This window comes from Corynebacterium sp. 21KM1197 (genome assembly GCF_033783015.1).
Lineage (GTDB): Bacteria > Actinomycetota > Actinomycetes > Mycobacteriales > Mycobacteriaceae > Corynebacterium.
This window is the reverse complement of the sequence record NZ_CP123907.1, coordinates 2,188,744-2,214,821: the sequence shown is the minus strand read 5'-3', so window position 1 is coordinate 2,214,821 and position 26,078 is coordinate 2,188,744. Positions and strand designations below refer to the sequence as shown.

General features: G+C 64.3%; 22 protein-coding genes and 1 pseudogene. 5 read left to right on the top strand and 18 right to left on the bottom strand.

Annotation, left to right across the window (positions count from 1 at the left end):
• Position 1 precedes the first annotated feature (1 nt).
• Both OLW90_RS10715 and trmB read right to left on the bottom strand, forming a co-directional pair.
• Positions 2-2,296, bottom strand: coding sequence for an MMPL family transporter (locus OLW90_RS10715; protein ID WP_319650082.1), 2,295 nt, complete (start codon positions 2,294-2,296; stop codon positions 2-4).
• Between the two features lie 6 nt (positions 2,297-2,302).
• Positions 2,303-3,142 (bottom strand): tRNA (guanosine(46)-N7)-methyltransferase TrmB, encoded by an 840-nt coding sequence (trmB, locus tag OLW90_RS10710; protein ID WP_319651880.1) that lies wholly within the window; start codon positions 3,140-3,142, stop codon positions 2,303-2,305.
• A gap of 534 nt (positions 3,143-3,676) precedes the next feature.
• Between trmB and OLW90_RS10705 the strand changes: the two genes are divergently transcribed.
• Positions 3,677-5,506 (top strand): phosphoenolpyruvate carboxykinase (GTP), encoded by a 1,830-nt coding sequence (locus OLW90_RS10705; RefSeq protein WP_319650081.1) that lies wholly within the window; start codon positions 3,677-3,679, stop codon positions 5,504-5,506.
• Positions 5,507-5,565: 59 nt separating this feature from the next.
• Here the strand turns inward: OLW90_RS10705 and OLW90_RS10700 are convergent, their stop codons facing one another.
• From OLW90_RS10700 to OLW90_RS10690, 3 genes are read right to left on the bottom strand one after another with little or no spacing between them, the layout of a single operon-like run.
• On the bottom strand, positions 5,566-5,919 hold the full coding sequence (locus tag OLW90_RS10700) for a hypothetical protein (RefSeq protein WP_319650080.1): 354 nt from the start codon (positions 5,917-5,919) through the stop codon (positions 5,566-5,568).
• A gap of 49 nt (positions 5,920-5,968) precedes the next feature.
• Positions 5,969-6,958, bottom strand: a complete 990-nt coding sequence (locus OLW90_RS10695; RefSeq protein ID WP_319650079.1) for an HtaA protein — start codon at positions 6,956-6,958, stop codon at positions 5,969-5,971.
• 38 nt (positions 6,959-6,996) lie between these two features.
• On the bottom strand, positions 6,997-8,238 hold the full coding sequence (locus OLW90_RS10690) for an esterase-like activity of phytase family protein (protein WP_319650078.1): 1,242 nt from the start codon (positions 8,236-8,238) through the stop codon (positions 6,997-6,999).
• Positions 8,239-8,519: 281 nt separating this feature from the next.
• On the opposite strand from OLW90_RS10690, the gene OLW90_RS10685 reads away from it, so the two are divergent.
• Entirely contained in the window at positions 8,520-10,022 is a 1,503-nt protein-coding gene (locus tag OLW90_RS10685; protein WP_319650077.1) for an RNA-binding domain-containing protein, read from the top strand.
• On the opposite strand, the gene OLW90_RS10680 is transcribed toward OLW90_RS10685, so the two are convergent.
• From OLW90_RS10680 to OLW90_RS10640, 9 genes are all read right to left on the bottom strand, one after another.
• Positions 10,023-10,646, bottom strand: coding sequence for a response regulator transcription factor (locus OLW90_RS10680; protein WP_319650076.1), 624 nt, complete (start codon positions 10,644-10,646; stop codon positions 10,023-10,025).
• Entirely contained in the window at positions 10,643-11,704 is a 1,062-nt protein-coding gene (locus OLW90_RS10675; protein ID WP_319651879.1) for a sensor histidine kinase, read from the bottom strand. Before OLW90_RS10675 ends, OLW90_RS10680 begins: the two co-directional genes overlap by 4 nt.
• Positions 11,705-11,815: 111 nt before the next feature.
• On the bottom strand, positions 11,816-12,568 hold the full coding sequence (locus OLW90_RS10670; RefSeq protein WP_319650075.1) for an ABC transporter permease: 753 nt from the start codon (positions 12,566-12,568) through the stop codon (positions 11,816-11,818).
• Positions 12,569-12,577: 9 nt separating this feature from the next.
• Positions 12,578-13,492 (bottom strand): ABC transporter ATP-binding protein, encoded by a 915-nt coding sequence (locus tag OLW90_RS10665; protein ID WP_319650074.1) that lies wholly within the window; start codon positions 13,490-13,492, stop codon positions 12,578-12,580.
• Between the two features lie 103 nt (positions 13,493-13,595).
• Complete coding sequence (locus tag OLW90_RS10660) at positions 13,596-13,961, bottom strand: META domain-containing protein (protein WP_319650073.1); 366 nt, start codon at positions 13,959-13,961, stop codon at positions 13,596-13,598.
• A 9-nt stretch (positions 13,962-13,970) separates the two neighbouring features.
• The gene (locus tag OLW90_RS10655; RefSeq protein ID WP_319650072.1) at positions 13,971-14,843 is read right to left on the bottom strand and encodes a class I SAM-dependent methyltransferase; all 873 of its coding nucleotides are present in this window, start codon (positions 14,841-14,843) and stop codon (positions 13,971-13,973) included.
• Between the two features lie 38 nt (positions 14,844-14,881).
• Complete coding sequence (locus tag OLW90_RS10650) at positions 14,882-15,436, bottom strand: PIN domain-containing protein (RefSeq protein WP_319650071.1); 555 nt, start codon at positions 15,434-15,436, stop codon at positions 14,882-14,884.
• Complete coding sequence (locus tag OLW90_RS10645) at positions 15,433-15,777, bottom strand: helix-turn-helix domain-containing protein (RefSeq protein ID WP_319650070.1); 345 nt, start codon at positions 15,775-15,777, stop codon at positions 15,433-15,435. Before OLW90_RS10645 ends, OLW90_RS10650 begins: the two co-directional genes overlap by 4 nt.
• Before the next feature lie 115 nt (positions 15,778-15,892).
• The gene (locus OLW90_RS10640; RefSeq protein WP_319649700.1) at positions 15,893-17,236 is read right to left on the bottom strand and encodes an IS256 family transposase; all 1,344 of its coding nucleotides are present in this window, start codon (positions 17,234-17,236) and stop codon (positions 15,893-15,895) included.
• Between the two features lie 167 nt (positions 17,237-17,403).
• Here OLW90_RS10640 and OLW90_RS10635 point away from each other — a divergent pair, with 167 nt between their 5' ends.
• The gene (locus tag OLW90_RS10635; RefSeq protein WP_319650069.1) at positions 17,404-18,534 is read left to right on the top strand and encodes a glycosyltransferase family 4 protein; all 1,131 of its coding nucleotides are present in this window, start codon (positions 17,404-17,406) and stop codon (positions 18,532-18,534) included.
• Here the strand turns inward: OLW90_RS10635 and OLW90_RS10630 are convergent.
• Positions 18,446-20,035, bottom strand: coding sequence for a hypothetical protein (locus OLW90_RS10630; protein WP_319650068.1), 1,590 nt, complete (start codon positions 20,033-20,035; stop codon positions 18,446-18,448). The genes OLW90_RS10635 and OLW90_RS10630 overlap by 89 nt on opposite strands.
• Positions 20,025-21,068, bottom strand: coding sequence for a porin PorA family protein (locus tag OLW90_RS10625; protein ID WP_319650067.1), 1,044 nt, complete (start codon positions 21,066-21,068; stop codon positions 20,025-20,027). Before OLW90_RS10625 ends, OLW90_RS10630 begins: the two co-directional genes overlap by 11 nt.
• Before the next feature lie 18 nt (positions 21,069-21,086).
• On the opposite strand from OLW90_RS10625, the pseudogene OLW90_RS10620 reads away from it, so the two are divergent.
• Positions 21,087-22,142 (top strand): annotated as a pseudogene (locus OLW90_RS10620) (acyltransferase family protein); the annotation flags it as partial.
• A 30-nt stretch (positions 22,143-22,172) separates the two neighbouring features.
• Here the strand turns inward: OLW90_RS10620 and OLW90_RS10615 are convergent.
• The gene (locus OLW90_RS10615; protein ID WP_319650066.1) at positions 22,173-25,364 is read right to left on the bottom strand and encodes an alpha-(1->3)-arabinofuranosyltransferase family protein; all 3,192 of its coding nucleotides are present in this window, start codon (positions 25,362-25,364) and stop codon (positions 22,173-22,175) included.
• Positions 25,348-25,545 (bottom strand): DUF2613 domain-containing protein, encoded by a 198-nt coding sequence (locus OLW90_RS10610; protein WP_319650065.1) that lies wholly within the window; start codon positions 25,543-25,545, stop codon positions 25,348-25,350. The genes OLW90_RS10615 and OLW90_RS10610 overlap by 17 nt, the downstream gene beginning before the upstream one ends.
• Before the next feature lie 201 nt (positions 25,546-25,746).
• On the opposite strand from OLW90_RS10610, the gene OLW90_RS10605 reads away from it, so the two are divergent.
• Positions 25,747-26,004 (top strand): DUF2283 domain-containing protein, encoded by a 258-nt coding sequence (locus OLW90_RS10605; RefSeq protein WP_319650064.1) that lies wholly within the window; start codon positions 25,747-25,749, stop codon positions 26,002-26,004.
• Positions 26,005-26,078 lie beyond the last annotated feature (74 nt).

Here is a 26,078-nt window from a genome sequence, read left to right as displayed (position 1 = left end):
GTTACTTCTCCAACCTTTGAATCAGATCCTTAAAGGGCACCAGACCCTCGTCCTGGGTGGTGGTGCGCCCACCACGGGCGGCCTCGGATTCCTCGATCACCACGGCCTCGTCCACGCTCACGGCGGCGGGCGGCGGGGTGTGTGCCGCTGCGGGCGTGGCCTCGGGAACCTCGGAACCGTGCCCCAGCCGGGCGTAGGCGCGGCGCAGCCATGCGGGCCCCCACCAGTTATCCTCGCGCAGCAGGTGCATGACGGCGGGGACGAGCAGCATGCGGATCACGGTGGCGTCGAGAAGCAGGGCCGCGATCATACCAAAGGCGATGTACTTCATCATCACGATCTCGGAGAAGCCAAAGGCCCCGGCCACCACGATCATGATGAGCGCGGCGGCGGTGATGATCCCGCCGGTGTGCGCGGTGCCGTACTTGATGGCGGTATCGGTGCTGGCCCCGCGGTCGCGCGCCTCCACCATGCGGGAGACTAGAAAGACCTCGTAATCCGTGGAAAGCCCGTACACGATCGCCACGATGAGCACCAGCACGGGGCTCATCAGGGGGCCTGCGGTGAAGTTCAGCAGGCCGGAGCCCACCCCGTCCACGAACATCAGGGTGAGGATGCCCAGGGTGGAACCCAGGCCCAGCACCGTCATGATGATGGCCTTGGCGGGCAGAATCAGTGAGCCAAATACCAGCGCCATGAGGAGGAACGTGGCCAGCACGATGTACAGCGCCATCCAGGGCAGGGTCTCTAGCAGCGCCTCGATGGATTCCACCTCCATCGCGGGGGTTCCGGCGATGTACACGGTGACGCCCTCGGGGGTGTCGATAGCCCTCAGCTGTTCTATCACGCGCTGGTTATCGGCGCGGTCCACAATGCCTGCCGTGAGCACGGTGGTGCCGTCCTGGCTGGGGTGTGCGGGGCGGAAGCGCCCGGTGAGGCCCTCGACCTCGTTGGCCTGGCGATACACGCTGCTCAACTGTTGATTATCGGCCCCGGTGACCACCAGTTTGATCGGCTCGGTGCGGAAGTCCGGGAAGGCCTCGTTGAAGGAGGCCTGGGCCTGGCGCGTCTCATTGGTGGGCGGCAGGTACGTCTCATTGATGCCGCCGAAGGTGATGCCGGCCAGGGGGATCGCCAGGGCCAGCAGGCCACCGGCGATCACCACCGTCACGGCCTTGGCGTGGCGCATGGCCCAGGCGGGGATCCGCCACCACAGCGTCTCCTCCAGGCGCTTGCCGCGCCGGGAGGTGCGCCGCACCGTCCAGCGGTCGATATTGGTACCCAGCATGCCAAAGAGCGCGGGCAGCACCGTCACGGAGAGCAGTGCCGCCAGAGCCACGGCGGAAATGGCGCCGTAGGCCACGGACTTGAGGAATGCCTGGGGGAAGATCATCAGGCCGGACAGCGCCACCGCCACCATCGCGGCGGAAAAGACCACCGTTTTACCGGCGGTGGCGGTGGTGGTGGCCACGGCCTGCGGAATGGGGGTGCCCTTATCCATCTCTTCGCGGAAGCGCGAGACCATGAACAACCCATAATCAATGGCCAGGCCCAGGCCCAGCAGGGTGACCACGGACTGCGCAAATACATTGACCTGTGCGCTGCCCGCCAGGATGGAGAGAATACCCAGGGAACCCAGAATGGAGAGCACGCCCACGATCAGCGGCATGGTGGCCGCCACCACGGAGCCAAAGACCACCAGCAGCAGCACCGCCACCACGGGCAGGGCCACCAGTTCCGCGCGGGAAATGTCCCCGGCCATGCCCTCGTCCAGGGAATCGGCCACGGCGGTGGCCCCGGCCACCTGGAGGGTCACGCCCTCGGGTAGGTTTTGGCCGCGCAGGGAGTCCTCGATGGCGCGGTAGTCCTTGAGCGTTTGTTCCCCGTCACCGGCCAGGCCGATGGCGGCAAAGGCCCGGGTGCCATCGGCGGTGATGAGTTCCGGGGCGCGCTCGGAAAAGTAGCTGGTGATGTGGCTGATTTCGCCCGAGTGCTGCTCTTTGAGCGCGGCGAGTTCCGCGTTAATCGCCTGGGAGATGGTGGGATCGTTGAGGCTGCGCGGGGCCTCCACGGTATAAAGGGCGATCACGTCTCCGCTGCGGTCGCGCCCAAAGGTCTCCTGCTCGATCTGCGCGCCCAGGGTGGAATCCGCGCCGGGATCCTCCCAGCCCTCCTGGCTGAGGCGATCCCCCAGGCGCAGGCCGAAGATCCCGTAGAGGGCGAGGATAAAGAGCACCACCAGCGCCGGAATCAGGCGGCGGTGGCGGTAGGAGAACTGACCCCAGCGCAAAAACACAGGCGGTTATCCTTCCTGTTCGGTCGGCACGGTCTGTGCAGCCTGAGCGGCCTGCCCGGCGTCGGTGGCGGTGGTGCTTGGCGCGGCGTCGGCATCGTCCACCCGCTCCCACAGGAACTCCGTGATGGAGTGCTCCATGCGCAGACCCCGCCCCTCGAACTTGGTGCGCACCTGGCGGTCGGTGAGCACGGGGCACTCCGCCCAGGGCCAACCGCGATAGCGCAGCAGCGGCTCCACGTCCACCAGTTCGCTGATCCACTCGGCGTAGTCCGCGTGATCGGTGGCCACGTGCAGCACGCCGCCGGGCTTGAGGCGGGTGGCAATCAGGTGCAGCGGGCCGGATTGGATAATGCGGCGCTTGTGGTGCCGGGCCTTGGGCCAGGGGTCGGGGAAGAAGATCCGCACCCCGTCCAGGGAACCGGGGGCGATCATGCGGTTGAGTACCTCCACGCCGTCGCCACGCACCATGCGGATATTTTCGATCCCCTCGCGCAGCGCCGCCCCCATCATCTTGGCCAGGCCGGGCTTGTACAGTTCCACGGCGATGATATTGGTATCGGCCTCCAGTGGAGCCATCGCCACCGTGGAGGTGCCGGTGCCGGAGCCGATCTCCACGATGGTGGGGTGGCCGCTGCGGCCAAACCAGTCCGCTACATCAATCCGCTCATCGCTCATCACGCGGCCCAGGCGGGGCCAATGCTCCTCCCACGCCGCCTGTTGGTTAGCGGTGAGGGTGCCGCGCCGGAAGGACACGGTGCCCAGGCGCGGGTAATCCAGCCCGTCATCGAACTCGGATTGCAGGGGGCGGCCGTGGGGGAGATCGCCGAGGCCGGGGGCTGGGTGCATGGCAGATTCGTTCATCTCCTACAGCATATCTGGGCACCGTGGCGCTTATCGACGTCCCTGCGGCTCCACCTTGGTTGTTATAACCACTGCGGGCGCGTGCCCGGTGGCTGGCGGGTGCCGGGTGATCCTGCGCGGCGTGCGGCGGCGCGATGTGGGGAGATAGACGTGTGGAATGGCTAACATTTGCTGGTTGCGAGCGTGTCCGGCGAGGGGGATTACTGGCTTGGTGATAGGTACCTGGCGGAGGGGGTGGGGGAGTGCGATCGGGGAAGAAGTGCAACGTGGGACGGGAATGTGGGGCGCAGAGGGCTATTTTTAGCGGCGAGGAAAGTGGGAGGAGCACCCCCACATGGGGGTGTGGGGGAAACGTGCGGCTGTGCGCATGCAATGAGACGTGCCAGGTAGACGGGTGCTCCGGTAAGATGTTATGACCACTTGGGTGGCTGTGCGGGGCAAGGAAGTGTTTTTCCGATGGGCACATGGATACGCTGGAGAGGCATCGCAGAGAAAGCGACCGAAGATCAGGAGTAGGTTATGACCGCTGCCATCAAGGGTCTGCAAGGCCCAGCGCCCACGAAGAATCAGGAACTGCTGAAGTGGATCTCCGAGGCTGTGGAACTCTTCCAGCCCGAGAACGTGGTGTTTGCGGACGGGACGCAGGAGGAATGGGAGCGGCTGACCTCAGAGCTGGTGGAAGCCGGAACCCTCATTCGCCTGAACGAGGAAAAGCGCCCCAATAGTTTCCTCGCCCGCTCCAACCCCTCGGACGTGGCCCGAGTGGAATCCCGCACCTTCATCTGCTCCGCCACCGAGGACGGTGCGGGCCCCACCAATAACTGGGCCCCGCCGGAGGAAATGAAGGCGGAAATGCGCGAGCACTTCGCCGGTGCCATGCGCGGGCGCACCATGTACGTGGTGCCCTTCTGCATGGGGCCGATCAGCGACCCCGAGCCCAAGCTCGGCGTGCAACTCACCGACTCCGCCTACGTGGTGCTCTCCATGCGGATCATGACGCGCATGGGGCAGGAGGCCCTGGACAAGATCGGTGAGCACGGCGATTTCGTGCACTGCCTGCACTCCGTGGGCGCGCCCCTGGCCCCCGGCGAGGAGGACGTGGCCTGGCCGTGCAATGAGACCAAGTACATCACCCAGTTCCCCGAGACCAAGGAGATCTGGTCCTACGGCTCCGGGTACGGCGGCAACGCCATTTTGGCCAAGAAGTGCTACGCCCTGCGCATCGCTTCCGTGATGGGCAAGGAGGAGGGCTGGATGGCTGAGCACATGCTGATCCTCAAGCTCACCTCCCCGGAGAATAAGACGTACCACGTGGCGGCGGCCTTCCCGTCCGCCTGCGGCAAGACCAACCTCGCCATGATTACTCCCACCATTCCGGGCTGGAAGGCCGAGGTGGTGGGCGATGACATCGCCTGGCTGAAGTTCGGGGAGGACGGTCACCTCCACGCCATCAACCCGGAAAACGGCTTCTTTGGCGTGGCTCCCGGCACCAACTACTCCTCCAACCCCATCGCCATGAAGACGATGGAGCCCGGCAACACGCTGTTCACCAATGTGGCGCTTACCGACGACGGCGACGTGTGGTGGGAGGACATGGGCGAGGCCCCCGAGCACCTCATCGACTGGCTGGGCAACGACTGGACCCCGGAGTCCGAGGGCCTGGCCGCCCACCCCAATTCCCGGTACTGCGTGCCGATTTCCCAGTGCCCGGTCTCCGCGCCGGAGTTCGATGATTGGCGCGGCGTGAAGATTGACGCGATTCTCTTCGGCGGCCGCCGCCCGGACACCGTGCCGCTGGTCACCCAGTCCTACGACTGGGAGCATGGCACCATGATCGGCGCCCTGCTGGCCTCCGGCCAGACCGCCGCCGCCGCCGAGGCCACCGTGGGCGCGCTGCGCCACGACCCGATGGCCATGCTGCCCTTCATCGGCTACAACGTGGGCGATTACCTCAACCACTGGATCGAGATGGGCCGCAAGGGCGGCGATAAGATGCCACCGATCTTCCTGGTCAATTGGTTCCGGCGCGGCGAGGACAAGCGCTTCCTGTGGCCCGGCTTCGGAGAGAACTCCCGCGTGCTGGCCTGGATCGTGGACCGCATCGAGGGGCGCGTGGGTGCGGAGGAAACCGTGGTGGGCCACACCGCCCGCGCGGAGGACATCAACCTCGACGGCCTGGACACCCCCATCGAGGACGTGCGAGAGGCACTCAGCGCCCCCGCCGAGCAGTGGGCCGGTGACCTAGAGGATAACGCCGCGTACCTGAAATTCCTGGGTGAGCGCGTGCCCGAGCAGGTGTGGGAGCAGTTCCGCGCCTTGCAGAAGCGCGTGGAAGAGGCCTCGGCCTAATCTGCCCTGACACATAAGCAGCCGCCCCGCCGGTTTCCCGGCGAGGGCGGCTGTGTGGGTTAAAAGGTCACGATCTCCGGTTCGGAATCGCACGGATCGGGCTGGGTAGGCGTGGTGGGGGAGTAACCGTCTCCCCCGTCGCCACCATTGCCGTAGAGGGAGTCACCACCATTGCCTCCCGATTGATTGGGGAGCGTGGCGTCCGCGCCATCGCCGCCGTCCTCGCCGGGAGCGGTGGCGTCATGGCTGTCCGGTGCTCGGGGCGGGGTGTTGATGGGCGGGGCCACGGAGGTGCTCGGGGCCGGGGCGTTGGTTTCCGGGGCGGGGGAGTTCGGCTCGCTGCTGCACCCGGCGAGGGGGATCAGGGTCAGTCCCGTCACGAGTGCGGCGGACATCTTCAGTGGGTTCATCATGACCTTCCTTGGGGGTCGGTTATGTGTTCCCTATCATACCGAAGCTGCGCTATCCCCTCACCTGCTCCGCGCTAACCACACCCACCGGCACCCGCACCATCTCATCGGGGCCCACGTTATAGGAGCGCGAGACCAGGGCGGAGACGGCATAATCGCCCGTGGGCAGCGGCGTAAGCCAGGGATCGGCAAGGGCCACCTCTACCAGGGTGAACTTGGCGGTGGTGATTACCGTGCCCTTGTACTTGCGCACCCCATTTTCTGGAGCGGCGGACTCCGCAGCGGTATCGCGGCTAAAGGCCACGCGCTCGCCGTCCAGCACGGTGGCCCCGTCCTTGGCCTTGACCGCCCCACCGGTGACCCCGGCGAAGCGGAAGGCTGCGGGGGCGTCGATAAGCAGGTCCTGCGTGGGCGCGGGTGGAGTGAGCGGGCCGGGCTCGGGGGAGTAATTGAGCGGAATGTAGAACTCCTCGGCGGCGTTGAGGGAACCGGCACCGGGGTAGACGTACACGCCCCAGCGATCGCCGGTGGTCTGATCCGGCGGGTCCACCACCAGGCGTGCGGTAAACGAGCCGTCCGGGTTCATGGGTTGGGCCTGGCGGGCGATGGAACGGCGCATTTCTACCACGCCGCTGGGGATAGATTCCAGGGTGCCCTCCGGCATGACCCAGGCCATGCGATCGTGTGGGTGGGTGCGGGCGGCGCTATCCGCGCCCTCGCTGGGCTTCCAGTGATCGGGGAAGGCGCCGTAGAGCACAAAGAGCCCGTTGGGGGTGCCGGGTGGCACGGGGAAGGGGAAGCCACCCCGATTGGCCTGCGGGGAAAACCCGCTGCCGTGAACGAGCAGCACGTCCCCGCGATGAACGGTGGTATCCGGGGTGACGGGCGTGCCGTCCGCCAGGGTGACGTACACGCTGGGATTCTCCTGAATCTGCGGGAAGATGGGCAGATCATCGGGAATGGTGGGGGTGGCGGCCAGGGCGGGAACGGGGCTGAGCAGCAGCGCGGCGGTAATGGCGGCGGGCAAGGAGTGGGTTCTCATATTTCCCAGGATAATCCAAGGAAAGGGCACCCTAACCTTTATTGGTCTGTGTTGTGCCTCACTGCCTCTTGCTGCGGCGTGCCCAGGGCGATCCGGTGCAACAGGGTGCGCTGCTTATCGCTGAAGTTATCGTCGGAAAGCACCAGTAGTTGCGCGCGGCCGTCGCTGAGCCTCGGTGCCCAGGCCAACGCTTCGATGTTATCCGGGTGCTCCGGCAGCGCGGAGAAGTCAAACACCAGTTCCTTACGCACGGGTATCTCCGCGCCGGTTAGTTGCTCCTGACCCAACACATTCGTGGCGCCATCGAGGGTCACCCGATAGATCTCGCCGCGATTGCCCTCCCCGGCCACATACCCGCGCTCGATCACATAAAAACTGCCGTCGTCCCCCGCGATGATCTCGGAAATACCACGATCCCTCGCGCCGGGATACAGCGCGCCCACCTCCAGGGCGTACTCGGCCAACGGCTCGCCCGTGCTCACGGAATACTGCGTGAGCCGCACCCTCATGCCCTGCTCGGCGGTATTCATGGGGCCGTCCTGCACCAGCGCGCCCTCGTTGGCCGTCATCACCACGTCCTCGGACACCAGTGCCAGGCCCTCGTTGGCCTTATTGTGCCGGATTCCCGCCGTGCCCTCCGGGTTGGGCGCGTGATACGCGGGCACCTTGAGGCGCGAGAGTTCCCGGCCGGAGGCATCGCTAATTATCACCGCGGGCGGGCGGAAATCGCCGTCCTTGGCCCAGCCCTCCGAGGTCCACGCCAGGTTCCCGCTGGGCAAAAGCCGCACCGATTCCGGGTCCACCGCTCGCGGGGCATAGGGCTGACCTGCGGTATCGCGGAGGGTGATGGTGTCGGCGAGGGCGGGTTCTGTGCTATCGGAGCTATGGGGTTCCGTGGGGATGGCGAGGTGGTATGCGCGGGAGGGGCCGTGCTCGGCGGAATCGTCGGAGAGCGCGAGATATTCTGCGGTGTTGTTTGCTGTGTTTTCCGGGGTGCCCGGGAGGCGCTCTAGGCCGGAAATACCGCCAAAGGAAGGTGCCTCTCCCCGCTTATCGACGCCCTGCTTATTGGCTTCCTGCTCGTTGGTTCCCGGAGTAGCGGCAATTCGAGACAGATCGGTGGTACCGAGGTATTCGCTGGGGAATGGGGGTGCCGTGTTTGTTGTGGTTGCCGTGTTTGCTGTAGCGATGGCGGCAGTGGCAGAGACGGTGGTGGCCACGGTGGTGAGGGAGGCGGTGGCGAGGAGTGCGCTAAGCGAGCGGACGCGATGAGGCAACATGGTGCGCAGGATAGGGCGGGCGAGCGACGGGGAGGTGACGGGCATGTGGCCGGGAGGTGGCGTGGGGGTAAAAACTAGGTGAACTCCGGGCTCCACATACACACCAGATACACACCACACTGATAATTTCCCGCCCATTTTTATAAGTGTGGTGTGTATGTGGTGCACATGTGGAACCCGTGGATTATGAATGTGGAGCAAAAACCCTGCTCAGGGGGCTGGGGTGGCAAAGCCACATTGAGAGTGTGGATCGTGAAAATTATAAGTGTGGCTTGTAATCTATGAGTGTGCAGTGGACTGAACGGGACGTCCTCGCTGTGGTCGAGGACATGCGCCGCTATGGGAATGACACGTCTCTGGTGGAGGTCAAACGTGCCGCCGGGGGACTCCCGGGGCTGGCTGAGACGATGTGCGCCTTTGCCAATATGCCCCAGGGCGGCACGGTGATCCTGGGTATTGATGAGGCCAGGAACTTTGCGGTGGTGGGTGTTGATGAGCCGGGAGTGCTTGTCCAGGGGCTGATTGACCAGGCGAGAAGCCTGGTGCAGCCGACTCCACAGATTGAGGCGTATCCCCTAGAAGTAAGTGGTGCGGTGTTGGTAGTGGCGGAAGTTCAGGCGCTTGCCCCCACGCAGAAACCCGCGCGCACGCATGGCGTGCCTTATTTACGTCAGGGCGATGGGGATTATGAAATGAAACCCAACGATATTCATATGCTCAATGTGGCTGCTCTGAATCAAACGGAGAGGCAGGTGTATGATTCTGCCCCGGCCCCAGGGGCTGCTGTGAGCGATTTGAATGAGAGTCTAGTGAAAAATTACGTTCACGTGGCCCGCGCCTCTAGCCGCAGGCTGGCGAGTATGGAGGAAGATCAATTACTCCGGGTGACCAGCGTGCTCAACGGAGAGGGCGTTCCCACGATAGCGGGGCTTTATGCGCTCGGTGAGTATCCACAGGGTGCTTTACCCGCATTGGGTGTGACGGCGGCCGTGCGTATGCCGAGGGAAAGCGGGGAGCGAAGCCGCAATCTCCACCATTTTGATGGTTCGGTCGCCGTGATGTTGGAGGAGATCATGCAGTGGGTGGAAAGCAATATTTCCACCGTGCAGGTCTACCGAGACGATGGGCATCTGATTCACCGTCCGGAGTTTCCGTTGAGTGCTATTCGGGAGATTGTGGCGAATGCTTTGATCCATAGGGATATGGGGCCAGACACCCTGGGCGTGGGGAAGCGAGTGGAAATACGGATAACCTCCTATGGCTTTATCGTGGAAAGCCCGGGAGGATTGCGTGGAATATCGCAAGGGCAGTTGCACGGTCCGGAATTGGCTAAGGCAGCGGTGAACCAACGCCTGTATGAGATAGCTAAGCGCCTGCGTACTGGAGAGGGAACCCCCGTTATTGAGGGGGAAGGGGGTGGCATGAGAGAAGTGTTCGCGGCGATGGAGGAATGGGGATTGCCGGAACCGAAGCTCTTTGATAATGGTACGGTTTTCCGCGTGGTGCTCCGCCGTGTTGTTAAGGCCGGTTCTCTCCCCAAAGCGGAGGCCGCACCCCGTTTGCGGTACGACGAGGAGCAACTGAAGTCGGTGAGCCGCAATGCGCCGAGTATCGTGCGATCCCTGATGGGCGGCAGGCAATTGAGCGTTGCCGAGATCTCCCAGGAGACGGGATTGTCCTCGACGCAGGTGCGTTATGCCATGACGGCCCTTATGCGGGAGAACGTGGTGCGCATGGTGGGAAGCCAGGGGGATCGCCGTACCTGGTATCGCCTCGTGGATTAATCACAACCATCGTTTTTCCCGGGCAAGGAGGTATGCCTCGAACCTATTGGTGGCTCCGACCTTGCTCATTGCGGAACTGAGGTAATTCCGGGTGGTGCCGGGGGCGAGATGAACTCGGGTGGCGATCTCCTCTACGCTGCTTCCCGCCCCGGCGGCGAGCAGCACCTCTGCTTCTCGTGGAGTGAGTGGGGAGGCCTCAATGGTCATGGCCCAGGCCGCGAGTTCGGAATCGATATAGCGCTCTCCCCGATGTACCGCGTGAATAGCGTGGGCGAACTGCTGAGAGGTGGCGGTTTTAGGCAGGTAACCCTGTATTCCCTGGCTCATTGCCTGGCGCAGATGATGGGGATGAGCATGGCTGGTGACGATGAGAACTGCCGCGCGTGGCGATAGGGAGCGCAGCGTCTGGGCTGTTTCTAAGCCGTTGAGTCCGGGCATTTGTTGATCGAGCACGCTGACATGAGGCAATGGTTTTCCCATCGTGCTCTGCTTGCGCCACCACTCCAGATAGTGCTCGCCGGAGTTACTGGTGGTGAGGATCTCAATATTCTCTTCGAGGCTGAGCAGGGTGGCTAGGGAACTCGCTACCAGGGATTCATCGTCGATGATGGCCACGCGGATCATTGCTTCTCCCCGGTAAAGATGAGTTTCACGTGGAACTCCCCTTTCTGTTTGGTCACGTGTAGCGATGTCCCATTATTCTTGGCTGCGCGTCGGCGTAATGCCTCCAGGCCGCTGAGCTGCAGCGAGGGAGAAGAATCGCCCACACCATCATTGCGTATGGTGATGCCTGCCGGGCTGAGAGAAAGCCATGCGGTGGTGGCGCGTGCGTGTTTGAGGATATTCGTGGTGGTTTCTCGAACAAACCAGGCGGATATGTCCTGGTTTTCTAAAGGAATATCTTGTGGCGTACCGGCGGTGTGCAGGGTAATTCTTGAGGAATGAAGCAGGGCTTGGGTGCTGCGTATTTCCGCCGCTAAATCAATATCACTATAGCCATGTACCACGCTGCGTACCTCGGCGGCAGCGCGTCGGGTGATCTGCTGGATCTCGGTAATCTCTGGAAGAAGCCGGGGATCGTTTCTAAGAGCCAAGTTCTTGACAAGTTCCGTCTTGATGCTGATGGCGGCTAAGCGTTGGCCCAGGGTATCGTGTATTTCCTGAGAAAAGCGGAGGCGTTCCTCGGAGAGGATCAAGTGACGCTGTAAATCGGCGACGCGTTCGGCCTCGGTCATGAGTCGAATGGACCACCGGACGCTTAACGTGGTTCCGGTTCCTATCAACAAGAGAATGGTAGAAATTCCCATGTGAATCCAGGGAAAGTGATCTTCCGGTGGGGAGGGGTTAAGGCTCCACGCTATAGCGTTTGCCAGGGCCAACAGTCCGGTGTATAGCCACGGGTGTCGGAGGAACGGGAAATAGCCATAGGCGAGGAGAATGGCTGCGGATAGAGAAAGCGTGGCGGTGCCGTGGTAATCCTTGGCGCTGAACAAGATGGTCGTCACGATCCAGGTAGAGAACGTGAGTGTTAATCCCGCGGTGAATATCTCCTGGTGGTATCTGGTATTCGCCGCGCCAAGTTGAGGTGATTTGTGTAGGAAGGTGGAGGAGATCAGTACGCACAGAATTATCCAAAGGATAAAAGAAATACGGTGCGTTCCTTGCGGCGTCAGATTGACCATGAAGAACACGGGGAGGGTGGCTAAAGCCTGGCAGGATACCCGCATGTAGAACGCAAACTTCTTTGAGGCGGGGAGGGAGCGCCACCTCTCCGTGGGTAGAAGCACCATGAGTTACCTATCGTTGTTCCATTTCATGAATCTGATCCCTCCCCAGCAGCACAGTAGAACCCAGGCGATGAGTAGCAGGAGGGTACGGAGGAGATCATCCGAACCGATTAAACTGATGGTAGATTCGCTCCACCCCAGATGGATGAGGTCTGAGATTGCGGCAAAGGGACTATAGCCAATGACCTCGGCTATGGTATCGGGAAACGCAAGACGGGTGGGTGCGGGGGAAAGCATAATCACAATCACTATAGGCATGGAGGTGATTTGAGCACCCTCCGCGTTAGGAGTGATGGTGCTGGTGAGGAGGGCAAGTCCCCAGGAGAGGGGAATGCCAAGGATAAGAGCGATACCAAGGGGAGCGGGGTTATCCGGCAGAGGAGAGCCAAGGAGGAAGAGGGCCGCCGCGCTGAGCCCCACGACGGCGAGCGAAGAAAAAACGGCAGGAACAGCCAGGGAGATGAGAATATCGGGGTCGGTTAGCTCCCCTACCCGCAATCGCTTGAGCACCTTCTCATCTCTGCGGGCGGTGATGATGGAAAGAATGGGGTAATAAGTGCTAAAAAGTAGTACGAACTGAATGAGGTAATCCACGGAAACTGCTGCTCCGGTGGCAGCGTGATCCGGGTAAGCCCGGTTAATCATCAAAGCGAGAGCCATCGGGAGGATCATCATGGTGATCAGGGTGCGGTTGCGCAGAAACTGCCGAAACTCCGCCTGGCCCAGGCTGCGTATCCGGGAGAAGTGAGTGCTTTTCATGGTGTGTCCTTATATCGCAGGAGCGGATTGGGTAAGGGAGAGGAAAACCGTTTCCAGCGAGGCCGGTTGCGCGCTGAAGTTGCTCAGGCGAATGCCCTGGCTCTGTGCCCAATTTAAGGCGGCGTGGGTATCGCGCGGGAGGTCTCGGGTGAGCACGGTGTGTTCGGCACCATCGCGGATACAGGAGCCGGTGAAAATATCCGGAGCGGGTTGCGGGGAATGAAAGCGCAGGAGGGAATCCTCCTGAGCCACGAGGTCTTGCACTGTGCCTTCGCGGACAATCTTTGATCGGTGCATGATCGCTATGCGGTCACACAGATACTCCGCTTCCTCCAGGTAATGCGTGGTGAGGATCATGGTGACCCCGCGCTTTTTCAATTCCAGCAGGAGTTGCCAGGTGCGGGAGCGGCTTTCCGGATCAAGGCCGGTGGTGGGTTCATCGAGAAAGACCACGCTGGGGTTACCCGCTAGGGCACAGCCGAGGTCTAAGCGCCGTTGCTCGCCACCGGAAAGGGCGCTGACCTTTACTTCCATGCGGTGTGACAGTTCCACCGCTGCCGCCACCTCGTCCACCGGCAACGGGTGAGATAGCGTGCCACCCCACATCGCTAGGGTTTCCCGCACGGTGAGCTGAGGTGGCAATCCCCCGGATTGGAGCATGATCCCGATGTGGGGACGCAGTTGTGTGCGTTCTTGATAAGGGTCAAGGCCGTGAATGCGCACGCTGCCTGCGGAGGGGCGGGCCAGTCCCTCTATGACCTCCAGGGTGGAGGTTTTCCCGGCCCCGTTGGTACCCAGCAATCCGAATATCTCTCCCCGCTGAACCCGGAAAGCGGAATCTGCCACGGCGGTATAAGAGGAACCTTTCCGGGAATCTGCATACACGCGCTTGAGTCCTTGCACGTCAATGATGGTGTGAGACATATTCTCATGTTGCTGCCTCCACTCCACCCCCACCAGGCCCAAAAATCACGAAAACCGCATGACATCTGTCATGCGGTCGCTTAAAAATAGCGCGGGAGAAAACCTATTTCTTTGCGGTGAAGCTCCAGGCGGTGCCCTGGGCGTCGGTAAGCGTGAGGGTATCCCCCGCCACGCTCACGGTGTGCTCGCCGTGGAGAATGTCGGTGAGGTCGTAGCCATCGCCGCAGAAACGCATGGTGGAGAAGAGGCCGTCCACGGTGAGGGTGTCACCGTCGATGGTGGCGTTGCCGCCAAAGGGGTTGCAGCCATCGTTGCCGTTGATGGTGCCGTTATCGTTGATGGTGAAGAACGAGCCGTAGGTGTGGCCCCATTCGGTGCCGGTGAGCGGGGTGGTCTCGGTGGCACCGGCGGTGGCGGCCCCGGCGAGGATCAGCGCGGAGGCGGTGGCAAGAGAATAACGCAAAGACATGGTTGTGGATTATAACCTCCGCAGCACGATCACCAGATTGCTCACGCCGAACTCGCGCAGCCCCGGCACCCGCGTGAGCCACCAGGCCCAGCCGGGGTGATAGCGCGGAAAACACCTCACCACCTCGGCCTCTCCGCGCTCTGCTACCTCCCGTACCCAGCGCAGCCCGGCGGCGCAGGAGACGTTAAAAAGCGAGGTGCCAAACACATTCTTGGGCGGGTGCCCGTGCACGCGGGCATAGCGATCCCGCGCGTACTCCCCGCCCACGTAGTGCGGCCAGAGTCCGGTCTCGTGCCCACCGAAAGGTCCCAGCCACACGGTATAACTCAGCACGGTCAGCCCACCAGGAGCGGTTACCCGCAGCATTTCCTCCCCCATGCGCCACGGCTCGGGAACGTGCTCGGCCACGTTGGAGGAATACACCAGGTCAAAGGCTCCGCTGCGGAACGGCAAGTCCATGCCGGAGCCTCGCACGGAGGCCGCCACCTCGATCCCGGCTGCCGCCATTTCCCCCACGTCCGGTTCCACACTGATGTAGCGCGCGCCCCGGCGTTCAAACTCCTCGGCAAAGTAGCCGGGGCCGCCGCCGATGTCCAGGATCGTGGCCTCGCGCAACGCACTGAGAGGATTGCTGGAGGGACTATCGACGCCATCCCGTAGCCCCCCTGCGCTATCCTCGAGGCTATATCCGGCGTCCGCGCGGAGGCTATCCAGGAGTTCGGCGGTATCCCGGGCGAGGTGACCGTAGAAGCGGGCGGGGTCGCTTTGTTCGAAGCGGAAACTGCTCAATAGATCAAAGGAGCGGCGTAGGGTGGCGCGGCGTTGGGTGCGGGGGAGAGAGGCGCGGGCGGGGGACGTGCGGGGAAAGCGGAGGGCGGGCACGGGGAGAAAGGGTAGCAGGGGAAGATGGAACCGAGCGACTATTGCTTGAGTAATGCGGCTGCTGTTGGGGCACCGGACTTCGCTAGGGAATGAAGCACGTCGTTTATTGTCCGTGGAGGATTCTTGAGTGCTGCCGCCGCCTGGACGACTGCTTGGTGGACGTTGGGTTGGGATAAGGCGATCTGATAGCAAAGAAACTCATTGGCATTCTGTACGTCGATTCCGTGCTGGTGCGTTATTTCAAGGGGGAAGTCACGATTATTTTCTGTCACAATAATACGCGCGTTGCATTGGATGGCCGCCGCTAGGACGTGTCGATCGTCTGGATCCGGTAATGAAAGGCCCTCTATGAGGCCTTCGTGCTCGTTGACCAGGCAGTCCTCCACTGCTTGGCACATCAAGTATCGGGTTCTCTGTAGCTTTTCGGTGGGTATGTCCGGCCGATTCTTGTGGAGATTTCGGAACATCTCGTCGAGGATTCGATCAGACCAGCGCGCCTGGAAAGAGCCGGTAAGGGCAAGACGGATCAAGATGTCTCGGAGCGTGCCGGGGTAGAGCACGTTGGCGTCGAGAATGGCGGTGAATCTGCTCATTCGTAGAGGCCTAGTTCTTCAGATAGCTCGATCAGCTCGTTCATGGCTGTGCGTGAGACATCATCGCGTTCGTCTTTGTATTTTTGGACATCGGTGGCGTAGAGCCGACGATGGCTTCCCACACGGTGCCCTGGTAATATTCCCTGCTCGATCAATTTGACCACGTGAGGCCGGGAAACGTTGAGCAGGGTGGCGGCTTGCTGCGTGGTTAGTTCGGCGGAAGTGGGGATGATACTCACCGTTTTTCCAGCTACGGCATTGATGAGGAGTATGCGCAACGAATCGGCTACGTCGCGAGAGACTTCGATGATGTCCTCGGAGTGCTCGATGGTGATGTTCACGGTGCTATACCGCTTGGGTGCGCTGGTGAGTATGCGGTCGAGTTGACGGAGGGCGGTGGCGTTGATGTCGGTGTGGCTCGAGCGTGTCAAGTTGTTTGTGTGTGGGGCGGTTTTCTTAGAGGTATTGGTCGAAGCGGTCGGGGTAGGCCACGGCCATCTGGTTGATGGCTTGCTTCCAGCCTGAGACTTTCGCTCCTTCCACAAGCCTCCCGGCGGTAGCCGCGGCCTTTTTACCTTCCTTGGCCCTGCGAGCAGCGCGTTTGTCTTCAATATTGCAGATCATCAACCACAAGGTCTTCAACGCGGATTCGTCGTTCGTAAACTGCACGCGGTTGCGGGTGGCTTTGCGCAACTCGTTGTTAAACGACTCGATGGAATTGGTGGTGTAGATGACTTTGCGCGCTGCCGGAGGGAACTGCAAAAACGGCACGAACCTCTCCCATGCGTCCTGCCACACCTTGACTGACCTGGGATATTTCTGGCCAAGACCCGAAGAAGCAAACTCCTCGAGTGCAATGGCAGCACTGGAGCCATCAGGGGCGGTATAGACCTTCTTCAAGGCCGCTGAAACCGCCTTACGGTCCCCGTAGGCAACCCACCTGTTAGCAGCACGAATCAAGTGCACAACACAGGTTTGTACCATCGATCCCGGCCAGGATGCCTCCACAGCCTCAGGCAGGCCTTTGAGCCCGTCACAGCAGACAATGAAGACATCTTTGACCCCGCGATTAGCCAGATTCGAGCACACATGGGCCCAAAACGACGCGCCTTCTTCCCTCGCGATCCATAGCCCCAAGATGTGTTTGATGCCGTCGAGATCCACCCCAATGGCCATATACGCGGACTTGTTGACCACGCGCCCGCCCTCACGGACTTTAATGCGCAGCGCATCAAGGAAAATGACGGGGTAGAACTCATCTAACTGGCGGTTCTGCCACACCATGACCTCATCAAGGACAGCGTCAGTCACCGCAGAAATCGTCTCGTGGGAGATATCAACACGCATGGCAGTAGCCATATGGTGTTGGATATCGCGCACTGTCATGCCCCCGGCATACAAGCTCACAATCATGTCGTCAACATCGGTCAAACGCCGCGAGCCTTTCGGGACCATGGTCGGAACAAACGTCCCGGCCCGGTCCCTGGGAACCTCGACAGTTACCGGACCGTAGTGAGAATCCACGGTCTTTGGATACGCCCCGTTGCGGTGGTTGTCTGTGCCTAGTGCTGCTTTAGCGTCTCTATCCCCTGGCCGGTAGCCCAGGTGGGCATCCATCTCGGCGTTTAAACCCCTGGTAATCGAGGCTTGCAACATCCCACGCACCAAATCGTTGGCGTCGGTGGTTGAGGTGCCTAAATCATCAATGAGCTTCGCGATCTCAGGGTTTGCAAGCAGCTTTTTCTCAATCGCGTCAATCTTGGCCTTATCAGCCGGATCTCGTCGTGTCACAGTAGTCATTCTGGCTTGTCTCCTTATGCGGGATGGAATCCCACACACAAACCATCAGACACTCTCTGTGGCTCATGCAGCCAGTCTAGCAATAAACGAAATAAACAAAATAGCGGCAGGAGCACGCCAAGCACACTTAACTCTGTGCTTTCCTCTCCTATAGGCTTGAACCGCCTATGAAGATTCTCCTGCTGTGCTGGCGCGACACGGATCACCCCCAGGGTGGCGGCTCGGAGCGCTACCTCGAACACGTCGCCGCCTACCTTGCCGAGCGCGGCCATGACGTCATTTTCCGCACGGCCTCGTACACGGACGCACCCCCTCGCAGCGCCCGCGAGGGCGTGCGCTTTTCCCGCGCGGGCGGCAAATACACGGTGTATCCGCGCGCCTGGCTGGCCATGCTCGCGGGCAGGCTCGGGTGGGGGTTGCTGTGCAAGGTGGACGTGGTGGTGGATACCCAAAACGGGATTCCCTTTTTTGCGCGCCTGGTATCCGGTAGACCCACGGTGCTGCTCACGCACCACTGTCACCGGGAGCAGTGGCCGGTGGCGGGGCCGGTGATCGCGCGGCTGGGGTGGTGGCTGGAATCGGTGGCGGCCCCTCGGGTGTATCGGGGCAGCCGGTACGTTACGGTCTCCGATCCCAGCCGCGAGGAACTCGTGGAACTGGGGGTAAACGCCCAGGATATTCACCTGATTCGCAATGGCGTGGACCCCTTGCCCGATCGCCTGCCGCACCTGGACGAGGATGGTCGCCCGCACCTGGTCACGCTGTCTCGTCTCGTGCCGCACAAGCAGATCGAGCACGCGATGGACGTGGCCGCCGCCCTGCACGCCAGCCACGGGGTGATCCTGGACGTGCTGGGCAGCGGCTGGTGGAACGCGCAGTTGCGCGAGTACGCCGAGCGGCGGGGCCTGGGGGAGGCGGTGGTGTTCCACGGCCAGGTATCGGAGGATTACAAGCACGCGCAGTTGGCGCGTGCGGCCTTGCACCTCATGCCCTCGCGCAAGGAGGGGTGGGGCCTGGCGGTGATGGAGGCCGCGCAGCACGGGGTGCCCACGGTGGGGTATCGCAGCGCGGGCGGGTTGCAGGATTCCATCGACCACGCCCGCACCGGAATGTTGGTGGAAAACCCGGCGGAACTCACCGTGGTAGTGCGGGATCTGCTTGACGACGCCCCCGCGCGCCACCGCCTCGGGGAGGCCGCGCGGCGCAAGGCTACGGCTTTTTCCTGGCGGGAGGCCGGGGTGCGCTTCGAGGCGCTGTTGCAAGAGGTGGCTGCCGATGGTCAGAAAGCCACCGGCTGAGCAACAGCGCCAGGGGCACCACCGCAAACCACAGCCCCAGCAGCCCCAGGCCACGGGCGCGCGGCGGCTCCGGGGCGCTGGTCTCCACGAGCACGTCGCCGGTGCCGCCGTCCACCACCAGTCCCACGCCCAGGTTTTCTAGCTCGGGCAGGTCACCGGCCTGCCAGGCCTCCGTGGCGGCCACCCAGCGCGGGGAGGGCGGATCGACCTCCACGCCGTCCACGCTGAGGTTGCCCGGCTCCACGGCGGCCACGGCCTTCCACCAGGGATTAACCAGGGGGGTGCCGTTCACGCTCACCAGGGAACCGGAGTTTTCGCCCACCACCAGCACCTCGCGGCCCGCCGTTTGTTCCTGCACCGCGTGTAGGGCAGCGGGCGGTATGGGCAGGGCCTCCGGGGGCAGGGGGCGCAGCGCGGTGAGGGCCAGGGGGGCGTCGATAAGCTGGACGCCGCAGAGCGCGAGCGCCCCGCAACCGGGGCCGGGGCGCAGGGTGGCCGCCAGGGAGATGTAGCCGGGGATGGCGAGGAAGACGAATTTGTGGGCATCGCGCAGCAGGCCGCCGCCGGGAATCTGGCCGATGGCCATTCCCATCACCGAGGGCAGCGCCCAGGCCGCCAGGGCCAGGCTAAGGCCCGCGCCGCCGAGGATCAGCAGGCCGCGGGGGCAGCGCCGCCAGCCGGTGGCCAGCAGGAAGAACAGCGCCACCCCGGCAAGGGCCACCCCGGCCTCGCGCGCGCCGGGTACGGCGGCGGAGTTCCAGATCCCACCCAGGCTCAGCAGGGTGCCGGGGGTACCGGCAAAGGCCTCCGCGCGCGGGGCGAAGGCAGCCACGGCGCGGGTGGAGGAGGTGGTGTCCACGCCCGCGAGCAGGCCGGGCACCCACCACGGGGCGCACAGCGCCACCCCGATCAGCCCCGTGGCCCAGCGCCGCTCCCTCGCGGTGCCCAGGGCCGTGACCAGCGCGAGTACCCCTCCGGTGGGGCTTATCGACGCCCCCCACATCGCCAACCACTGCGCGCGGGGGTGTTGGCTAAGACCCGCCCAGGCGATCAAAGGTAGCAGCCAACCGGCGACCACCAGCGACCACTGCCCCTGCAAGAGTCGTTCGATCACGGCCGGGTTGGCCACCCCCAGGGCCAGGGCCACCGCGCACCCCCAGGGCCCCGCGCCCAGGTGACGCGCCAGGAGATAACTGCCCCACGCACCCCCCACGGCCGCCGCCACCACACCTGCCCGCATGACCCAGGAGGCGGGCAACACGGTGCCGATGAGCGCCAGCACCCCGTCCTGCGGCGCGCCGCGTGCGGGGAGATCACCCCACCCCAGGGCGCCGGGGCTCAGGGCGGGGTGGTCGAGCACCATCATGTCCCGCAGCGCGGGAACACCGGGGCTCATCAGGGGAAATACCATCAACCCCACCAGGAGCGTGCCCCAGGCGCTCAGCAGCACCGCGCTTATCGTGCCGCTTGATCTTCCCTGGAGGCGTCGCTTAGCGCGCACGGCGGTACCGCACCACGAGCGCAATGGCCGCCAGGATCACCACAAAGCGCAGGGCCTTGGATACCCAGGCCACCACGGCCATGCGCTGCTGGGTATCCACCACGCGATTGGCGGCGTCGCTGCGGGCGGTGACGGTGGCCTCGTCCCAGGTGGTGTCCGCGCGATAGAGCACCCGCCCGGCCGGTTCCTCGGCGGCAGCCTGCCGGGCCTCCTCCTCGCTGGCGGCGAGCACCACCACCCGGTGCTCGCGCTTGTTCACGATCTCCCCGGAGGCCGGTTCCACCGTGAGCGTGCGGCTGGCTGCATAAAAGGGCGTGAGCGTGGTGGTGTCCGTGGCTCGCAGCCCCAGGGTGGCGAGTTCCTCGGGGGAATAAAAGGCGTGGGCCGGGCCGGATACCGGCTCCGCGTGCGCCAGGGTGGGGGAATCCGGGCCCAGGGGAACGGGGGATACGCCCTGCTGGAAGAGGAAGTAGTGCTGCGTCTTATCCACGTAATCAATGGGGGCGGAGCGCAGGCTCCAGGAATCAAAGTAGGGGTAGGACTTCTGCTCCGTGGTGGAGGGGAACCGATATTGCAGCCCCTCGCGGGTGAACTCCCCGGTCTCGCCGCCGGTGAGCGCGCCCGCCACCGTGCCCTCCATGCGCAGGGCGCCGTTATCCTCTAGCACCGGAAAGGAGGAGTGGCGGGTCACCCGCACGGAGTCCTCCCACCGCGCCTCCCCAAGGGAGGTACGCGCCTGGAGCAGCGCCTCCTTTTTATCCTCCGTAGGCAGCACGCCGATCTCCGTGGTTTCCGTGAGCTGCGCGGTGGTGCGATAGCAGCGTAGTTCCTGGCAATCGCCGGGGCCTCGGCGCTGCCACGCCTGAACATCGAGCAGGTGCGCGGTGGTGGGGTTGGTGCTCACGGAGGTGGTGGTGTTCACGTCGAGCTTCTTCATGGAACTGAGGATGGCGCGCGGGATCACGTCACCGCTGAGGGTGAGCAGGGCAGCCGCGACTACCAGGGCGATCAACCACCTGCGGGTACCAGTCACGATGATCCTTCCACTAGGGTGGGAGCGGTGACGACGCCGCCGAAAGCCAGGGCAGCCGGGGAGGCCGAGGCCCGACGGGTATCGCAATCATCCTACGCAACCGGCTTTGTTCCCTCCCTGGAGGGGCTGCGTGCCGTGGCGGCCTATGGCGTGGTGCTCACCCACGTGGCCTTTCAAACGGGCCTCGATCCCGCCACCACCCTGGGGGCCATCGCGGCGCGCTTTGACTTCTTCGTGGCCGTGTTCTTTGCGCTTTCCGCCTTTGTGCTGTGGCGGCGGCACCGCACGGACCAGCGCTTTGGCACCTATTACCTTCACCGCTTCGCCCGCATCATGCCCGCCTATGCCGTCTGCGTGGCGGCGGTGTTGCTCTTTCTCCCCGAGGCCTTTGGTACCCGCCCCGCTGCGGCGCTCGCGCAATTTACCCTCACTCAGATCTACATTCCGCAGGGGTTGGTGGGGGGCCTCACCCACATGTGGTCGCTGTGCATTGAGGTTGCCTTTTACCTGCTTCTGCCTCTGCTGGCGCTCACGGTGGGCAGTCTTGCCTCCCGCAGGGCCCGCGTGGCGTTCATCGCGGCGGGGGCTCTGTTGAGCCTGGGGTGGGCGTGGCTGCCGGTGGTGGCGGCCACCCCGGCCAATGGTTGGCCCAACATGCAGATCTGGCCCCCGGCCTACGTCAGCTGGTTTGCGGTGGGGCTGCTTGCCGCAGAAATCGAGCCCCTGGCGCGCCGCCCCCACCGACTAGGCAGCGAGTCTTGGCCGCTCAGGTTGCTGCGCCAGCGGTGGTTATGGTGCTCCCTGGCCCTGGGGATCGCCTGGGCGGCGGGCCAGGAGTGGTTTGGCCCTCTGGGGCTCACCCACCCCAACCCCGCGCAGTTCACCCTGCGTATCCTCGCCGGGGCCGCCTTTGCCCTGGCGGTGGTGTGGCCCTACGCTTTGGCCCCCAGCCCCCGCGATCTGCTGGCCCGTCCCACCGCCCGCACGCTGGGGCGCTGGTCCTATTCGGTATTCCTCTGGCACGTGGCGGTGCTGGCCGTGGTGTTCCCGCTGCTGGGTATTCCGCTATTTAGCGGCCACCCGGCGCACATCGTGGTGGTGACCCTAACGGTGTTGGTGCTCAGCACGGCGGTGGCGGCGGCGAGCTATGAGCTGGTGGAAAGGCCCGCGAGCCGCGCGATCACGCGGTGGTGGCGCGCACGCCACCCCCAGGGCCGCGAGTACGCACAGCCCTAAGAAGAGGGAATCGCCCGCATAAGAAGCGCTCGGCCAGGGGGCGCGCGCCAGCCACGCCCCCGCGATGCTCATGGTGGCGGCGATCAACCACCCCGCGCGCCAGGTGCTCCACCGCAGCACCAGCCAGGAGGCCGCCACCACGCCCAGCCCGGGGAGCCCACCCACCAGGGTGGCCACAGCCGCGCAGGGCAGCCACAGCCCCGCGCCCTGAGAATCCCGCTGCCAGGTCAGCACCGGGGGCCCGCCGCGCCGCACCAGGAGCAGCGTGGAACCCAGCACGGTCAGTGCCGCGAGCACCAATCCCCCGGCCAGCCCCCAGCGGTAGGGACGCTCCCCGGCAAAACTCATCTGGATCTTGCCGCCCACCCCGGCGGGCAGCACAAAGGCCTGCACCCCGGCCTCCACCGCGCGGGGGCTCAGCGAGGTACCGCCCACGCTGGCGCGCAGGCCGGGATTGGCGGCGCGGTTGGTCACCAGCAGGCGTTTCTCCTCAACCGGGGCCACGGAACCGTGGACGTCCTGGCTGGTGGGGGAGGGGAGATCCCCGGCGCTCAACCGCACCCATATCTGGGAGGTGCGCAGGCGGTGTGCGCCCGCCTTGAGGTCGATGACCTCGCCGGGGTGATACTCGGTGGCGTCGATAAGCACGGGCTGCTCCGTGGGGGCCTCCAGGCGCACGCGCATGTCCCGGGGCGCGGTGAACTCGCGGATCAGCACGCCGGTATCCACCAGGAGCCGCTGGAACACAAACTGCTGCACGTCTGGGGAGGTATCCGGCACGGTGACCACGCGCTCCACCGGCTGCTCGGGGGTTTCCACCTCCGCTATCCCCGTGGGGGTATCCAGCGTGAGGCGCAAGTGTTCCACGGGGGTATCCCAGCGCAGCGTCACGGGAGTGCGGGCCGGGGCCTCTATCTCCTGGGAGTTCACGGAGAGGGTGGCGTCCTCCGTGGTGGTGATGGTGGCCTCCGTGATCGGGCGCTCCGGGGTGATCTCTAACCACTGGCCGCGCGCCGGGCCGGGGGCCGGGTGCCAGGCGGTGTCCTTATTGCCGTCCACGGCAGCGGTGATGGAGCGCGTCGGGTCAGCGCCGCCGAAGCTGGAGGCGTCGGCGGCTGAGGAGGAAGCCCGCACTCGCCCGCCGTGCTCGGTCACGGAGGTCAGCGGCCCGGCGCTGGGATAATCGGGCAGCCGATTGTGCACGTCCGCACCCTCCTCCGGGCTGGCCAGGGGTGCGGACTGCGCCCCGTGGAGGGTGCCGTAATTGCGGGCGATCAGAGCGGGGGTATCGGTGACCACCTGGGCGTGCTCCGGCACCAGTTCATAGGAGGCGGCGGTGCCCAGGGAATCCAGCAGCGCCAGGGATTCCCCACCCCCGGCCACCCGCACGGGCTCGCCGGATACCACGCGCATATCCGGCTGCTCGGGTAGCAGCACCACCTCGATCTCCCCGAATCGGTGTACCTCGCCTAGGTCCTCCGGCACGGTGATCTCGGTGCTATGCGCGCTGGTGTCGAGGTCGTGGCGTACCAACAGCGCGCCGATCCCCATGCGGTGCAGGGCGGCGCGGGCGGCCAGGGGATCATCGTGCAGCACCGCGAGCAGGCCGTCCAGGCCGCGAATCGCCTCGGGATCGACCAGCGGAATCGCGTCGCGCACCGCCCAGGGCACGGTGAGCAGCGGCTGCGCGGGCTCGTCGCGCGTCCAGCCCCACTCCTGCCGGGCAAAGGAGGCCTCCGGGAGGATCAATGTGCGGGTCTGCGCGGCGTGGGCGTTCACAAACTCCGCAGCCTCGCGCCACTCCCGTGGTACCTCGGTAAACGTCCCCTGCGGCAGCAGGCGTGCGCTCCACGCCGGGGCCATGCTTATCGACGCCACCAGCGCCACCAGCACCAGGGCCCCGCTGCGGCGGGTGACCAGGGGCCCCAGCGCGGCCAGGCCCACTACCAGCGGCAACCGCACCAGGGGATCGAACTTGTGCAGGTTGCGCAGCGCGGCACCAATGCCATCGAGAAAACCGTGATACTGACCGGCCAGGGGGGCGGCCACCTGCCAGCCCGCGCCCATGATGGCCACGCCGCACAACAACATGCCCAGCCACAAGCCCCGGTGCGGGGTGCGGCTTAAGCCGATGAGCCCCAGCGCCGCCACCGCCAGGGTGGCCAGCACAAAGATCGGCTCGGTGACCAGGAGACTTCCTGCCACGCGCTCCGAACTGGCAAAGGGCGCCCAACTGGTGGTGCCGCGCAGAATCTCCGCCGGATTGAGCCAGCGGGTGGTCACAAACGCGGACTCGATGAACTCCGTAAACGGCGGGGCATACCGCCCCAACACCACCAGGGGAACGATCCACCACAGGCTCACCAGGGCGCAGCCCACCAGCCACCACGCCAAGACCCGGCCCGCGCGCGGCTCGCGGCGCAGGCACCGCCAGGCCAGAATCAACCCGGCGGGCAGGCAGGCGGCCAGGGTGGCGGTGGCATTGACCGCGCCCATCGCTGCCACCGGAATCACCCCGGCGGCCACCGCGCGCCGATCGAGCACCCCCACAAAGGCCGCCGCCACCCACGGGGCCAGCATCACCGGCCAGGTCTCCGAGGAAATGGCCGTGAGCGTGCTCAATGCCCGAGGGCTGAGCGCAAAAAGCAGCGCCGCGCCCCACCGGCTCCACGGCGTGCCCAGGCCGAGCCTGCGCAGCAGCACCAGGGCGCCGGAAAACCCCACCCCCAGGACGATCAACCACCAACACCGCTGCGCCAACCAATCCGGCAGCGGCTCCGCCAGCGCAAAGAACAACCCCTGGGGAAAGAGATAGCCGTAGGCCTGATTCTGGAGCTGGCCCAGGGGAAAAATATCCGTGTAGGCGTGCAGGGCCCCACGCAAAAAGCCCCACGGGTTTGCCGTGAGGTCATGCTTGGTATCGGCCGCCACCCGGGCCCACGGCTGGATGAATACCACCGTGGCTAGTAGGCACCAACCCCAGGCGTGGCTCCAGGTTTGGGGCGTGCGGCGGGCGCGTACCCGGTCCAGGCCCTGATTCGGGCTAGGTGCGAGAGCCATACTCCGGGCCGCCGAGGAGGGAATCTTCCGCGCTGGGCGCGCCGCCGGCGGGAACCGCGTTTTGCTGGCTCAGGGAGGAAATACCAAGAATGGTGATCACTCCCAGGGCAATGCCCACCACCACGCTGGCCACGGCGGGGCCCAGGGTGCGCCGGGGGAGGGAATCGGTTGGTTGTGCCATGAGGACACAGCCTAGCAGGTGGGGGTGCGTTTCACTTGCGCCACATAGTGGTGGGAAAGAGTGCGAGCGGTGTGCTCTGTGACTGGTGGGAGTCACTCCTGTCACACAGTGGTAGGGAAAGGTCCCTACCTGGGGCTTGGTGGCTGGGGAGAATCACATGCGCCACACAGTGGCAAGGAAAAGTCCGCTAGGAATGGCCTCATGGACAATGATGACGACAACACAGCGGTAAATAGGTTGGAGCAGTTCCGCTGGGAGTACGATCCCGAAGCGGACGCCGCCTCCCTCACCCTCACTCCTCCCACGGCCTCGCAGGTGTTCTCAGAAACCCAGATCTGGGGCATCACCGCCGATTCGTTGGCGGGGGAGATAGTCGTAGATATAGACGCCGAGGGCCGGGTGATCGGCATTGAGTTCTTGGGGGCCTCCGCGATTCTTCCGCCCGGCCTCCTGCGCTAAGCGGCCTCAGCGGCCTCAGCGCTTTTGTCCACACCCTGCCTCATAGCGGCCGCAGCGGACCTTTGAGAGCCGGG

What these genes read in the sequence shown, in the direction of transcription:
- OLW90_RS10610 (WP_319650065.1), bottom strand. Translation starts at nt 25,545, where the DNA reads ATGGCACAACCAACCGATTCCCTCCCCCGGCGCACCCTGGGCCCCGCC.
- trmB (WP_319651880.1), bottom strand. Translation starts at nt 3,142, where the DNA reads ATGCACCCAGCCCCCGGCCTCGGCGATCTCCCCCACGGCCGCCCCCTG.
- OLW90_RS10665 (WP_319650074.1), bottom strand. Translation starts at nt 13,492, where the DNA reads ATGTCTCACACCATCATTGACGTGCAAGGACTCAAGCGCGTGTATGCA.
- OLW90_RS10675 (WP_319651879.1), bottom strand. Translation starts at nt 11,704, where the DNA reads ATGGTCAATCTGACGCCGCAAGGAACGCACCGTATTTCTTTTATCCTT.
- OLW90_RS10685 (WP_319650077.1), top strand. Translation starts at nt 8,520, where the DNA reads ATGAGTGTGCAGTGGACTGAACGGGACGTCCTCGCTGTGGTCGAGGAC.
- OLW90_RS10615 (WP_319650066.1), bottom strand. Translation starts at nt 25,364, where the DNA reads ATGGCTCTCGCACCTAGCCCGAATCAGGGCCTGGACCGGGTACGCGCC.
- OLW90_RS10695 (WP_319650079.1), bottom strand. Translation starts at nt 6,958, where the DNA reads ATGAGAACCCACTCCTTGCCCGCCGCCATTACCGCCGCGCTGCTGCTC.
- OLW90_RS10635 (WP_319650069.1), top strand. Translation starts at nt 17,404, where the DNA reads ATGAAGATTCTCCTGCTGTGCTGGCGCGACACGGATCACCCCCAGGGT.
- OLW90_RS10660 (WP_319650073.1), bottom strand. Translation starts at nt 13,961, where the DNA reads ATGTCTTTGCGTTATTCTCTTGCCACCGCCTCCGCGCTGATCCTCGCC.
- OLW90_RS10605 (WP_319650064.1), top strand. Translation starts at nt 25,747, where the DNA reads ATGGACAATGATGACGACAACACAGCGGTAAATAGGTTGGAGCAGTTC.
- OLW90_RS10700 (WP_319650080.1), bottom strand. Translation starts at nt 5,919, where the DNA reads ATGATGAACCCACTGAAGATGTCCGCCGCACTCGTGACGGGACTGACC.
- OLW90_RS10650 (WP_319650071.1), bottom strand. Translation starts at nt 15,436, where the DNA reads ATGAGCAGATTCACCGCCATTCTCGACGCCAACGTGCTCTACCCCGGC.
- OLW90_RS10670 (WP_319650075.1), bottom strand. Translation starts at nt 12,568, where the DNA reads ATGAAAAGCACTCACTTCTCCCGGATACGCAGCCTGGGCCAGGCGGAG.
- OLW90_RS10640 (WP_319649700.1), bottom strand. Translation starts at nt 17,236, where the DNA reads ATGACTACTGTGACACGACGAGATCCGGCTGATAAGGCCAAGATTGAC.
- OLW90_RS10705 (WP_319650081.1), top strand. Translation starts at nt 3,677, where the DNA reads ATGACCGCTGCCATCAAGGGTCTGCAAGGCCCAGCGCCCACGAAGAAT.
- OLW90_RS10680 (WP_319650076.1), bottom strand. Translation starts at nt 10,646, where the DNA reads ATGATCCGCGTGGCCATCATCGACGATGAATCCCTGGTAGCGAGTTCC.
- OLW90_RS10690 (WP_319650078.1), bottom strand. Translation starts at nt 8,238, where the DNA reads ATGTTGCCTCATCGCGTCCGCTCGCTTAGCGCACTCCTCGCCACCGCC.